The sequence below is a fragment of the Gordonia sp. SL306 genome, from assembly GCF_026625785.1.
Classification (GTDB): Bacteria; Actinomycetota; Actinomycetes; order Mycobacteriales; family Mycobacteriaceae; genus Gordonia.
This window is the reverse complement of record NZ_CP113063.1, coordinates 4,414,972-4,428,071: the sequence shown is the minus strand read 5'-3', so window position 1 is coordinate 4,428,071 and position 13,100 is coordinate 4,414,972. Positions and strand designations below refer to the sequence as shown.

The window sequence follows — 13,100 nt, the reverse complement described above, 5'->3', positions numbered from 1 at the left end:
GACCGATACCCGGCGGATCTCCGCCGAACTGATTACGATCTCGCCATGAAGAGGCGTGCCTTCGTCCTGGTCAACCGTGCCATGAACGCTGTGATCGGACGGATTCGTCCTCGGCGCTTTCGCGGGGCCGATCTGCTGATGCTGACCACCACCGGCCGCAAGAGCGGGGCGCGGCGCACGACTCCGCTGATCTACATGCCCGACGGCGATCGATGGATCGTCGTCGCCTCGAACGGCGGGGGCGACTGGGAGCCCGGCTGGTGGCTGAACCTGAAAGCGGGCAGCCCGGCGGAGATCGCGATCGGAGACGCGGTGACGCCTGTTCGGGGCGCGGAGATCACCGGTGCCGAACGAGAGCAGATGTGGACGACTCTCAACGAGAACGTCTTCGACTTTCAGGGCTATCAGGACCAGGTCAGCCGCACGATCGCGGTGGTCGCGTTGACCCCTGTGAGCTGACCGGCGCGAGAGCGTTCAGAACAACCGGAACTCAGTGCTCTCCGCGCCGCGCAGTGCATCGTAATCGAGTATCAGACAACGGATTCCACGGTCCTCGGCGAGGGTTCGTGCCTGCGGCTTGATCTGCTGGGCGGCAAAGACCCCGGACACCGGCGACAGGATGGGATCGCGGTTGAGCAGTTCGAGGTAGCGCGTGAGCTGCTCCACCCCGTCGATCTCGCCGCGTCGCTTGATCTCCACGGCCACCGTCGCACCGGCGGCGTCGCGACACAGCAGATCGACCGGACCGATCGCGGTCATGTACTCACGCCGGACCAGTGTGTGACCGGTGCCCAGCGTCTCGACATGTTCGGCCAACAATTCCTGCAGATGCGCTTCGACGCCGTCCTTGACCAAGCCCGGATCGACACCGAGTTCATGGGCCGAATCATGTTCGATCGACGCGATGGTGATCCGCAGTTCCTCGCCGGTCTTGTTGGTCACGACCCAATACGCTTCGCCGTCGACGCCGTCGGGAACCGGCAGCTCGGCCATCCAGCAGGGCGGACTCATCCAGTTCAGCGGCTTGTAGGCGCGGTCGTCGGCGTGCACGCTGACCGAGCCGTCCGATTTCATCAGCAGTAGACGTTTCGCCATCGGCAGATGTGCTGTCAATCGCCCGACATAGTCCACTTGGCAGCTCGCGATAACCAGACGCACGGTGGCCAGCTTAGCGACCGCGCCTCGGTGCCGGCGCACTCCCCACCAAACGCACGATCACGCCGGGTACCGTTGCTTCAGTTGGAACGCCTCCGCGTCGATGACCGCATCCGCGATGGTGCCGTGGACGTGCGGCAACGTCGGGTCGAATCCCCGAAGTGCTTGCGGTGCAGCAAGATCTGGGAGCGTGCTGTCGTTGCGGTGGCGATCCACGCTGGCCCGCACCACACCGTCGGGGTCGACCAGCATAGCGCGTTGACCACGGTCGTCGAGGGCGTGTTTGAAGTTGAGGATCATGGTCCGGGCCACCGGGTCGATGACCCCGATCCGGGAGATGTCCACGATCAGGACATCGACGTCGTCGAGATCCCCCTCGAACCGCCGCATCGCGCTCTCGGCCCCCGCGAAGGTCAGGTCGCCCTGCAGTTCGTAGATCCTCACCCGGTCACGGCAGGTTCGCAGATACAGGCGTTCGATCTCGCCCCAGTCCTCCCCGATCTCGAAATCGGCGATGTCGTGGATGGATCGGATGGTCACCCGGCTCTCCCGCGTCAGGTTGAACATGTGCAGACCTAGGTCGGTCGACAGATGGCGGCACGTGTCGATGCCCCGCACACTGTTGCCGTGCCGATCGAGCCGTGGTGAGTACACCCCGATCCCCAGCTGCCCCGGCAGGATCGCGAGGATTCCGCCGCCCACCCCGCTCTTGGCCGGCAGCCCGACCGACGACACCCAGTCGCCCGCGCCGTCATACATTCCACAGGTCGTCATCACCGACAGCACCCGTTGGGCCACCTCTTGGTTCAGCACCTGGCGACCGGTACGCGGGTTGACCCCACCGTTGGCGATGGTGCACCCGATCACCGCCAGATCGTCGGTGGTCACCCGCAGGGAGCATTGCCGGTAGTAGAGGTCGAGCGCCGCCTCCGGATCGGTGTCGATGACCCCGAAGCTGTCGAGCATGTAGGCGATCGCCCGGTTACGCGCACCGGTGGCCGCCTCGGAGCCGTAGACCGCGGGGTCGAGGGACAGCTGCCGTCCGGCGCACGCCGAATAGAACGCCATCAACTCGTCGAAGACCTCGTCGACGGTCTGCGCGGCGACGTCACGAACCGGCGGCAGCAGCATCGACGCGGTCAGGATCGCGCCGGCGTTGATCATCGGGTTCTTGGGACGCAGACGGTCGTCGACACTGATCTCGTTGAACGCCTCACCCGAGGGCTCTACGCCGATCTTGGTGTCGACCTGCACGTAACCCAGGCGGGAGAGTGCCATCGCGTACGTGAGCGGCTTGGAGATGGACTGGATGGTGAACTCGACGGAGCTGTCCCCGCGGGAATAGATATGGCCGTCGTGCACACACAACGACAGCCCATATCCCTCCGGGTCCACCTGCGCGAGTTCGGGGATGTAGTCGGCCACCGCACCGGAGAGATCGGCGGCGCAGGCGGAGGTGATGTGGCTGAGATACCCGTCGACAAGGGAGGTCACACTGCGAATGTAGGCCAGAAGCGGGTGGGCGGGGCATCAGTCGGCCGCGCGTCACACCCGCGACAACCTCCGAAGTGGTGAGCCCGCCGGATGCCCGTGCACCATTTCGTCGGTGGCCGCTCCCAGCCCGGCTCGGCACAGTTGGTCGAGATCCCCGCCGACGACAAAGGAGTCCCCCGGTGACCATCTCCGCTCCCTCGATCTCATCCCCCGACGTCGACACGCCATCGCTCGCCTTCGAACCGGCGCCTGCCACCGCCACGCGGTTGCGTGCACGACTCTTCTGGCCGAACGATTCGCCGACCATGACGGGCCTCGTCGAGACCTTCGGGCATTTCGGTCTCACCGTGGTGGCTCACCAGCTCGAGGAGGCCGAGTTCGCCGCCAAGGCACACCGCCTCGTGCTGGCCGCGCCTGCCAATGGTGTCTGGGATGCCGAGACCGGCCGGCGGCTCGCCGAGGTGTTCGCCATGCTGGGCTCCGATCGCATCGAGGTCGACGGCTTCCTCCGCCTGGTCACATCCGCCGGGCTACGGATGCCCGAGGTCGTGCTGATCCGGGCACTGTCCCGGTACGCGGCCCAGTGCGGCCTGGCGATCGGGGCCGACGCCGTGGTGGACATGCTCGCCGACCGTCCCTGCGTGACAAGCGAACTCGTCGATCTGTTCACCGCACGCCTGGAACCGGGACGTGACGACCGGGAACGGGTGATCGACGACACCGAGCGTCGACTCGACAGCTCGATCGCCCTGGCCACGACCCTCGACGAGGATCGCCTCTTCCGCGCCCTGCGGTCCGTGGTCCGGGCGACGTTGCGGACCAACTATTTTCGACCGGGCATTCCCTACACACGGGCGTTGGTGCTCAAACTCGATCCCGCACAAGTGGAATTGCCCGCCGAGGTCGTCCCTCATCGCGAACTCTTCGTCCACTCGGCGACGGTGGAGGGCAGTCACGTCCGGGGTGGGACCATCGCCCGGGGCGGACTCCGGCATTCGGAACGGCCGAGCGACTTCCGGACCGAGGTGCTGGGACTGCTGCGCACGCAGATCGTCAAGAACTCACTGATCGTCCCGGTCGGCGCGAAAGGCGCCTTCGTGGCGCGGGGTGCCGACCCGGCTCCCGACCGGGTGCGCAGTGCCTACGCCGAGTTCGTCTCGGCGATGCTCGACGTCACCGACAACCTCGTCGACGACACCGTGGTCCACCCCGATGACACCGTGGTGACCGACGGCCCGGACCCCTACCTGGTGGTCGCCGCCGACAAGGGCACTGCCCGTTTCTCCGATCTCGCCAACGGGATCGCGGTGCGACGTGGCTTCTGGCTCGGCGACGCATTCGCCTCCGGCGGATCGGCCGGGTACGACCACAAGAAGATGGGCATCACCGCCCGGGGTACCTGGGTGGCGGTCCGACGTCACCTGTCCGAGGTCGGAATCGATGTGGACACCGATGAGTTCACCGCTGCGGGCATCGGTGACATGTCCGGTGATGTCTTCGGGAACGGCATGCTCGCCTCGACCACCATCAGGCTGATCGCCGCCTTCGACCATCGGCACATATTTCTCGACCCGACGCCCGACGCCACGTCGTCGTACTTCGAACGCCAACGCCTGTTCCATCTCCCTACGAGCAGCTGGGACGACTACGACCGCACCCGTATCTCGCCGGGTGGTGGGGTCTGGTCGCGGGCCGCGAAATCGATCCCGCTCTCCGACCCGGCACGACGCGCCCTGGACGTCGAGGCCGGCGAATTGTCACCCCACGAACTGATCGCCGCCATCTTGCGGGCACGTGTCGACCTGCTCTTCAACGGCGGCGTCGGAACCTATGTCAAGGCGTCGACGGAGTCGCACGCCCACGCAACCGACTCCGCCAACGATGCGTTGCGTGTGGATGCGGACACCGTGCGCGCCCGCGCGATCGGCGAGGGCGGCAACCTGGGGCTCACCCAACGCGCGCGGGTGGAGTATGCGCTGGCGGGCGGTCGGATCAACGGCGACTTCATCGACAACGCCGCCGGTGTGGCCACCTCGGACCGGGAGGTGAACCTCAAGATCGCGCTCGAGGATGCGGTCCGCAGCGGTGCCGTGGACCCGTCCGACCGCGATGCGGTCCTCGCCGGGGTCACCGACGAGGTCGCCGCGGCCGTGCTCGCCGACTGTGACCGTCAGACCCTCGCGCTGTCGTTGGCAGAGAACAATTCATCCTTTCTGCTCGGCCGCCACGCACGACTCATCGACAACCTGGAGGAGACGGTCGGGATCGATCGCACCACCGAGGTCCTGCCCACCGCCGGACAACTCGCCGCCCGCATCCGCGATGGTGGCGGACTGGTCCGCCCGGAGATCGCGGTGTTGCTGGCGATGTCGAAGAACCTGGTGCGCGACGATCTGCTGGCCTCCCCGTTACCCGACGATCCCGCGATGACCGGCGTGCTGGCCGGCTACTTCCCCGCCGCCATTCGCGCACGTCTCGAAGGCGATCTGGCCGGCCACCGGGTCGCGCGTGAGATCGTGGCGGTGAGCCTGGCCAACGACCTCATCGACCATGTCGGGCCGGGGTTCGTCTTCCGGGCCGAAGAGCGGTTCGGCGTGCGCACGCCTGATATCGTGCGCGCCTACGTGCTGGTGTCGGAATCACTCGATGTATCCGCGTTGTGGCGCCAGGTCATCGATCGCGACGATCTGGCTCCCGACGTCGGGATGTCCCTGCTCACGGCCCTCCAGTCGGTGATCGAGGAGGCCACCGGTTGGGTCCTTCGACAACGCACCGCACAGACCGCGGCAGTCGACGGGTCGCCGGCCGCGAACGCACTCGCCGACGAGATCGCCCGACTGGCACCGACTGTCGGCGAGCTGCGGTCCGGGCTGCCGCCGCTGACCGGCGATGCGTCCGACGACCGCGGCACCGTCGACCTGCTGGGCCAATCGTTGGCGATCGCCGACGAGGCCATTCGCTCGGCCGTCCCGGTGGCGCGGGTGGCGCAGGCATGGCGCTGCGTCGGTGAACGCTTCGACCTCGACCGCCTCGCGCACTCGTTGTCGGATCGGACACTGTCGGACGGGCCCGCCCAGGACCACTGGGAGGCGATCTCGTCGGCCATCGTGACCGATCAGCTCGCCGAACACCGCCACGCCCTGGTACGCCTGCTCCTGGCAGCTGCACCGGCCGATCAACCGATGGCCGATGTGGTCGACGGGTGGGCACGCCGACATCCGATCACGGTGGACCGACTGGCGGACACCCTCGCGCGCCTGCACCGCGACGGACCGATCACCGGCACACGCGCTCTCGTGGCGGTCGACGCGGTGCGGCTGCTGATCGGGCGCACCGGCCGCGCGCCTAGCTGCGAGCGATGATCGCGAGCAGGAGTTCGGCCCGCACCCTGGCGATCGAGAGGTCGCAGCCGAGGATCTCCTCGGCTCGTGCGATCCGGCCACGCAGCGTGTGCCGATGCACGCCCAGGGAGGCGGCCGCGGCCTCCCACTGGCCGTTCGCCTCGAGGTAGGCGCGCACCGAGGCCAGGAGTTCCGTGCCGTTTCGGGCATCATGGTCGACGACCGGAGCCACCAGGATCTCGGCCAGTCCATCGAGTACGCGTCGCGATTCCGGAAACGACAGCAATGCGCGGCCCGCCAGCGCGGTGGATTCCTCGGCGCGGCCCCGACGTTCCGCAGACGCAGCGGCCATCCGGGATTGTTCGACGGCGATGGCGAGATCGTCGACGCGATGCGCCGCGCTGAGCCCGATCCGAAGCCCTCGGCGCTGTGGCGGGCTCACACCCTCGAACAGGCGATCCGCGAACTCCACCGTGTCACTGCCACGCAGCAGGACCAGTAGCCGCTCGTCGTCCTCGACGAGGAAGACAGGTCGGGTTGCGGCCGCCAGCGCGTCGTCGACGATCCGCACGATCGCGTCGGAATCGGGTGGCAGATCGAGGACGGTGAGCACGCGGATCTCGTCCCGCTGATCACCCGCAGCGATCACCACGTCGCGGGCCATCCCGAGGTCGGCCTCCCCCGACAACAGGATCCGCAACGCTGCGGCGTGGATCCGGTTCTGCTGGACGTGAAGTCGCCGCGGTTTCTCGAAATCGAGGGCCAGCAACGAGTTCGCGTGGCCGATCAGGACCTGATCGGTCGCCCGTGGCTCGTGCGCGAAGACCACCCCGAGATGACCGTGGCCACGCTTGTCGACCCGGATCGACTGCGTGACAACCATCCCGAACGGCCCCGACGACACGCTGCTCACCGCACTCGACGCATCCCGCGTCACGAGATCGATCACGGAACCCACGACATCGTCCGCGAGGTCTGCCGGATAGGTGTCCACGACCCTGATCTGCGTGTCGAGCAGCACCACCGCCCCCGCGCACGCCACCGACAATTCCTTGATCAGAGCAGACGCGCCCCCGCTGACGGCGGCCCTCGTCATCCGCGGCTGCGCGCGGGACGCCACGATCACCGCCTCGTACTGCAGCTCGGCGAGCCGATCGGTGATGGTCTTGGCGACGGCGACGAACGGTGTGGGCAGCGGTACCGCAAAGAGCGTCAGGTCGTGCTCGTCGGCCGCTTCGATCAACTCGGCAGGCACCTCGTCGTGTTTCAGTCCGAGGCCGAATCCCAGTGCTGCCGCACCACACTCGGCGAGCTCGGCGACATACCGCCGCCGATCACCGGGGTCAGGTGGTAGCGCGATCCCCGTGGTCAGCACCGCCTCGCCGCCGGACAGCCATTCACCTGGTCGCTGAAGTTCCGAGGTCACCACAAAGGTGATCTCGGCGTCGTCGCCTGCGCCGCCGGCGATCCGCTGCAGCCCGAGTTCACGGCGGCCGAGCAGCCAGCGCACCGGCACTCCCACGGTCATCACTCCATTCTGTCGAAGATCGACCGGCAATCTCCGACGTTTCGGCGCATGCACGCCTCTGTGCAGAAGAGCACAGTGAGACGCGGCAGGCAAGCTGCCGACTCTTGCCCCGCATCGATGCCGGGCACTTCGGACAGATGGAGATTCGACATGCGGTTGCTCGTCGCCTACCTCGCCACGACCGGTGGCGCCGACGCCATCTCGGTGGGGGTCCGACTGGCCCGCACCCTGGGCGCCCGCCTGGACGTCTGCATGGTGGTGCCGCGCGACCGCACGGCACCCCTGCTGCCCGCAGCCAACTACGACGAGGTCCTGGTCGAGCAGTCCGAGCAGTGGCTGACCGAGGCAGTCGACCTGGTACCGACCGACGTCGAGGTCACCACACACGTCGTTCTCCACGATTCGGCTGCTCAAGGACTGCTCGACGAGGCGGAACGGCTCGGCGCGGCCGCACTGGTGGTCGGTGGATCGGGCGGCGGAATGGCGGGCAGCCATTCGCTGGGCTCGGTGGTCAACGAGCTCCTGCATGCGTCGTCGGTGCCGGTGGTGCTGGCCCCTCGCGGAGCACGCCACTCCACCGCAGTCCGGGTACGCGAGATCACCTGCGCCATCGGCACTCTGCCCGGTTCCACCGAGCTCCTCGACGCCGCGGTCCGCGTCAGCGCCGACGGCTCCCTGCCGTTGCGACTCGTCTCCCTGGTCGGACTCGACCGGTCCGACGACCCCTCCCGGGTCCGGGCGACCGCGCACGCACAGGAGACGCTCGACAAAGCGGTCGCGGCCCTTCCCCCGGCGACATCCGTGACCGCCTGTGTGGCGGAGGGCACATCGGTCGAGAGTGCGGTCGATTCGCTCGACTGGCGCGATGGCGACCTGATCATGGTCGGGTCGAGTCGATTGGCCCAGCCACGTCGACTGTTCCTCGGCTCGACCGCCGCCAAGATGTTGCGGGTCCTCGCCGTGCCCATGGTCGTCGTCCCCAGACACGACGGCTGACCGCACGCCCGAGATCTGTCAATACGACGAAATGTCGATCCGGTGGCGGCAGGCTTCGCCGAAATGGAGCTGTCGCGCGACCTGTCCAGACGAAACACTCATTGCAGCGATGCAGACAACATGTGGGGAGAAACCATGACCGCCATCACTTACCGCCTCGCGCAGAAGCGTCACCTGATCACCCCACTGCCGGGCCCGAGATCGGAAGCCCTCACCGCACGGCGACGACAGGCCGTTCCGGCAGGCGTCGGATCGTCGGTGCCGGTGTACGCGGCCGATGCGGACGGCGGCGTGATCGTCGACGTCGACGGCAACTCGTTGATCGACCTCGGCTCGGGCATCGCGGTCACCAGCGTCGGCGCTTCCGACCCCGGTGTCGTCGAAGCCGTCCGAGAGCAAGCGGGGCACTTCACCCACACGTGCTTCATGGTCACGCCCTACGAGGGTTACATCCGCGTCGCCGAAGAGCTCGCCGAGCTCACCCCCGGGGACCACGAGAAGCGGACCGTGCTGTTCAACTCCGGGGCCGAGGCCGTGGAGAACGCGATCAAGGTCGCTCGCCTCGCAACGGGACGTAACGCCGTGGTCGCCTTCGATCACGCCTACCACGGTCGCACCAATCTCACGATGGCCCTGACCGCCAAAACCCTGCCGTACAAGCACAATTTCGGGCCGTTCGCACCCGAGATCTACCGCATGCCGATGAGCTACCCGTACCGCGACACCGACGGCTTGACCGGTGAGCAGGCTGCGCGCCGCACGATTTCGCAGATCGAGAAGCAGATCGGCGCCGACGCGCTCGCGGCCGTGATCATCGAGCCGATCCAGGGAGAGGGCGGGTTCATCGTGCCCGCCCCCGGTTTCCTACCGACCCTCGCGGTCTGGGCGCGCGAGCACGGCGTCGTGTTCATCGCCGATGAGGTGCAGACGGGATTCGCCCGCACCGGCTCATGGTTCGCCTGCGATGACGAGAACGTCGTGCCCGACATCATCACGATGGCCAAAGGAATCGCCGGCGGGATGCCCCTGGCCGCCATCACCGGACGAAGTGACCTCCTCGACAAGGTGCATACCGGCGGCCTCGGTGGCACGTACGGAGGCAACCCGGTCGCCTGCGCCGCGGCGCTCGCGGCGCTGGACACGATGCGCACGCATGATCTGCCGGCACGGGCCCGCGCCATCGGTGACACCGCGACGCGGCGGTTGTGTGCGTTGGCGGAAGAGGTCGACGTGATCGGCGACGTGCGCGGGCGCGGCGCCATGATCGCCATCGAATTGGTGCGCCCCGGCTCCACCGATCCCGACGCAGACCTGGCGAAGCGCATCGCCGCCCAGTGCCTCGACGAAGGGGTGGTCATCTTGACCTGCGGTACCTACGGCAACGTCATCCGCCTGTTGCCGCCGCTGGTGATCGACGACAGCCTGCTGGCCGACGGACTCGATGTCCTCGCGCGAGCGATCCGCACCGGCGCGGACAACTGATGCCGACCGAGATCCGACGATCCCGACCGAGGAGTTCGACCATGTCCCACCTCCCCGACCTACCCGCAGGCGTGCCGACCAGCCTCTGGATCAACGGCGGCCGCACCGACGCACGTGGCGCCGCGGAGTTCGACGTCGTCAACCCGGCGACCGGCACGGTGCTGACCCGGGTCGCCGACGCACGGGTCGACGACGCGCGCGCAGCACTCGACTCCGCCATGGCCGTGCAGGACGACTGGGCGGCCACACCCGCGCGACAACGGGCGGAGATCCTGCGGCGCGCATGGGAACTCGTCATCGACCGTACCGACGATCTCGCTCTGCTGATGACGCTCGAGATGGGTAAACCGCTCGCCGAGGCCCGTGGCGAGGTGACCTACGGTGCGGAGTTCCTCCGCTGGTTCTCCGAGGAGGCGGTGCGCATCGGCGGGCGTACGGCGGACGCCCCCGCGGGCAACGGGCGGATCCTCGTGACGCGGGAGCCCGTCGGCCCGTGCCTGGCGGTCACGCCATGGAACTTCCCCCTCGCGATGGGCACCCGCAAGATCGGGCCTGCACTCGCCGCAGGCTGCACGATGATCGTCAAGCCGGCCGAGGACACGCCCCTCACGATGCTGTTGCTCGCCCGGCTCCTCACGGAGGCCGGCCTTCCCGACGGTGTGCTGTCCGTGCTGCCGACCACCGACGCGATCGGCGTGGTCGGCGCACTGATGTCGGACGCGCGGCTGCGCAAGATCTCGTTCACCGGGTCAACCCAGGTCGGTCGTGCGCTGCTCGGGCAGGCCGCCGACCAGGTGTTGCGGACGTCGATGGAACTGGGTGGCAACGCGCCGTTCATCGTCTTCGACGATGCGGACCTCGACGCCGCGGTCGACGGCGCGCTGGCGGCGAAGATGCGCAACGGCGGCGAGGCCTGCACGGCCGCCAACCGCTTCATCGTCCACAACTCCGTCCGCGAGCGCTTCACGTCGGCGCTCGCCGAGCGGGTCGGCGCGCTGCGCGCCGGTCCGGGGTGGCAGGACGACGTCGACCTCGGACCGATCATCAACCGTCGCCAGCTCGACCGGATCGCCACACTCGTCGACGACGCTGTCGCCTCCGGGGCCACGGTGCGAACGGGCGGCAAGATGTTCGACGGGGATGGATTCTTCTATGCACCAACGGTTCTCGACGACATACCGGCCGACTCCGCCATCGCCACCGAGGAGATCTTCGGTCCCGTCGCCGCGATCACCGGCTTCGACACCGAAGAACAGGCGATCGCCGTGGCGAACAATACGCCCTACGGGCTCGCAGGCTATTTCTTCACCCGCGATCTCGGCCGGGCGATGCGGGTCGCCGCCGCCCTCGAGGTCGGCATGGTCGGCGTCAACCGCGGTGTCATCTCCGATGCGGCCGCGCCTTTCGGCGGCGTGAAGCAGTCCGGTCTCGGCAGCGAGGGCGGCAGCGAGGGGATCGCCGAATACCTCAACACCAAATACATCGCGCTCGAGGCCTGAGGGGAGCCACCATGACCGCCGAGCTGACCACCAGCAACACCCCACCTCCGGATGGCGGCCACGACTCCGTCTCCACCAAGGGGCTGGCCACCAACAAGATCGGCGTGATCTCGGGGGCCGTGCTCGGTATCTCGACGGTCGCACCGGGATACACACTCACCGCATCCATCGGCCTGATCGTTGCGGCCGTCGGGCTCAAGATGCCTGCCATCCTGATCGCCGGGTTCATCCCGATGTTCCTCACCGCCTACGGCTACCGCGAACTCAACTCCGACAACCCCGACTGCGGGGCCTCGTTCACGTGGTCCACCAAGGCATTCGGCCCCTACGTCGGGTGGATGTGCGGTTGGGGGATGGTGATCGCGACCATCATCGTCTTGTCGAATCTCGCGGCGGTCGGTGTCCAGTTCTTCTATCTCATCCTCGGGCGTCTCTTCGACTCCTTGTGGCTCGGGGACCTGGGCGGCAACAAGGTCGTCAACATCGTCACCACGCTCCTGTTCCTCGCCATCGCCACGTGGGTGTCCATGCGCGGCATCACCACGAGCGAACGCATCCAGTATGTGCTGGTGGCATTCCAGATGGTCGTGCTGATCGCCTTCGCCGTCGTGGCGTTCGTGAAGGTCGGCGACGGCCAGGCCCCGGCACACCTGCACTTCGACCTCGACTGGTTCAACCCGTTCACCGGCTTGACCATCGCCGCCTTCGCCGTCGGCCTCACCGGGTCGATCTTCGCCTTCTGGGGGTGGGACACGTGCCTGACCCTCGGTGAGGAGTGCAAGGACCCGAAGCGCACGCCGGGTCGTTCGGGTCTGCTGTGCGTCATCTCGATCCTGATCACCTACCTGCTCATCGCCGTCGCGACGATGATGTACGCCGGCGTCGGAGAGGCCGGCCTGGGCCTGGGCAACCCCGACAACGCCGACAACGTCTTCGGCGCGCTCGCGGAACCGATCCTCGGCCGGTGGGGCGGCATCCTGCTCTTCCTGGCCATTCTCGTGTCCTCGATCGCCAGCCTGCAGACGACGTTCCTGCCGGTCGCACGGACGATGCTGGCGATGGGCACCTACGGCGCCTTCCCGAAGAAGTTCGCCGAGATCCACCCCCGTTTCCTCGCGCCGTCGTTCGCAGCCCTCACGGCAGGCGTGGTGACCGGCGTCTTCTACACCGTGGTGACCATCCTGTCCGACCGCACGCTGCTGGACACCATCGCGGCCCTGGGCATCATGATCTGCTGGTACTACGGCATCACCGCATTCGCCTGCGTGTGGTACTTCCGACGGACCCTGTTCGCGAGTGTGCACAATTTCGTGTTCCGGTTGGTGTTCCCGGTCCTCGGCGGTGCGGCCCTGCTCGCCGTGTTCGTGATCTCGGTCGGCGAGAGCATGAATCCCGACAACGGCAGCGGCGCATCGATCTTCGGGATCGGTCTGGTCTTCTACATCGGATTCGGACTCCTGTTGCTGGGCGCGGTCGTCATGCTCGTCCTGCGCACGTCCCATCCGGACTTCTTCCGGGGCCGGACTTTGCCCCGGTCGACGCCGGCACCCGAATCCGCCTCGACCACAACCGAAGCACCGACTCCCCTGTCCTGACACGCCATAC

Annotated in this window: 9 protein-coding genes; 6 read left to right on the top strand and 3 right to left on the bottom strand. The window is 67.5% G+C overall.

Going from position 1 to position 13,100, the window contains the following annotated elements; translation table 11 throughout:
• Positions 1-45 precede the first annotated feature (45 nt).
• Positions 46-459, top strand: a complete 414-nt coding sequence (locus OVA31_RS20220) for a nitroreductase/quinone reductase family protein (RefSeq protein WP_267628370.1) — start codon at positions 46-48, stop codon at positions 457-459.
• Between the two features lie 15 nt (positions 460-474).
• Here the strand turns inward: OVA31_RS20220 and nucS are convergent, their stop codons facing one another.
• Positions 475-1,158: an endonuclease NucS gene (gene nucS, locus OVA31_RS20215; protein ID WP_267628369.1), complete on the bottom strand. Its 684-nt coding sequence runs from the start codon at positions 1,156-1,158 to the stop codon at positions 475-477.
• Positions 1,159-1,215: 57 nt separating this feature from the next.
• Positions 1,216-2,649: a glutaminase A gene (glsA, locus tag OVA31_RS20210; protein WP_267628368.1), complete on the bottom strand. Its 1,434-nt coding sequence runs from the start codon at positions 2,647-2,649 to the stop codon at positions 1,216-1,218.
• A 179-nt stretch (positions 2,650-2,828) separates the two neighbouring features.
• Here glsA and OVA31_RS20205 point away from each other — a divergent pair, with 179 nt between their 5' ends.
• A complete protein-coding gene (locus tag OVA31_RS20205) occupies positions 2,829-6,011 on the top strand; it encodes an NAD-glutamate dehydrogenase domain-containing protein (RefSeq protein WP_267628367.1) in 3,183 nt (1,060 codons plus the stop codon).
• Here OVA31_RS20205 and OVA31_RS20200 read toward each other — a convergent pair.
• The gene (locus OVA31_RS20200; RefSeq protein WP_267628366.1) at positions 5,995-7,518 is read right to left on the bottom strand and encodes a PucR family transcriptional regulator; all 1,524 of its coding nucleotides are present in this window, start codon (positions 7,516-7,518) and stop codon (positions 5,995-5,997) included. The two genes, OVA31_RS20205 and OVA31_RS20200, sit on opposite strands and share 17 nt — an antisense overlap.
• Positions 7,519-7,668: 150 nt before the next feature.
• On the opposite strand from OVA31_RS20200, the gene OVA31_RS20195 reads away from it, so the two are divergent.
• From OVA31_RS20195 to OVA31_RS20180, 4 genes are all read left to right on the top strand, one after another.
• Entirely contained in the window at positions 7,669-8,514 is an 846-nt protein-coding gene (locus OVA31_RS20195; RefSeq protein WP_267628365.1) for a universal stress protein, read from the top strand.
• Between the two features lie 135 nt (positions 8,515-8,649).
• The gene (gabT, locus tag OVA31_RS20190) at positions 8,650-9,996 is read left to right on the top strand and encodes a 4-aminobutyrate--2-oxoglutarate transaminase (protein ID WP_267628364.1); all 1,347 of its coding nucleotides are present in this window, start codon (positions 8,650-8,652) and stop codon (positions 9,994-9,996) included.
• Positions 9,997-10,037: 41 nt separating this feature from the next.
• Entirely contained in the window at positions 10,038-11,495 is a 1,458-nt protein-coding gene (locus tag OVA31_RS20185) for an NAD-dependent succinate-semialdehyde dehydrogenase (protein WP_267628363.1), read from the top strand.
• An 11-nt stretch (positions 11,496-11,506) separates the two neighbouring features.
• The gene (locus OVA31_RS20180) at positions 11,507-13,090 is read left to right on the top strand and encodes an APC family permease (protein WP_267628362.1); all 1,584 of its coding nucleotides are present in this window, start codon (positions 11,507-11,509) and stop codon (positions 13,088-13,090) included.
• Positions 13,091-13,100: the final 10 nt, after the last annotated feature.

Coding starts and splice junctions, on each gene's coding strand:
- OVA31_RS20220 (WP_267628370.1), top strand. CDS start 46: ATGAAGAGGCGTGCCTTCGTCCTGGTCAACCGTGCCATGAACGCTGTG.
- OVA31_RS20200 (WP_267628366.1), bottom strand. CDS start 7,518: ATGACCGTGGGAGTGCCGGTGCGCTGGCTGCTCGGCCGCCGTGAACTC.
- OVA31_RS20195 (WP_267628365.1), top strand. CDS start 7,669: ATGCGGTTGCTCGTCGCCTACCTCGCCACGACCGGTGGCGCCGACGCC.
- gabT (WP_267628364.1), top strand. CDS start 8,650: ATGACCGCCATCACTTACCGCCTCGCGCAGAAGCGTCACCTGATCACC.
- OVA31_RS20185 (WP_267628363.1), top strand. CDS start 10,038: ATGTCCCACCTCCCCGACCTACCCGCAGGCGTGCCGACCAGCCTCTGG.
- OVA31_RS20180 (WP_267628362.1), top strand. CDS start 11,507: ATGACCGCCGAGCTGACCACCAGCAACACCCCACCTCCGGATGGCGGC.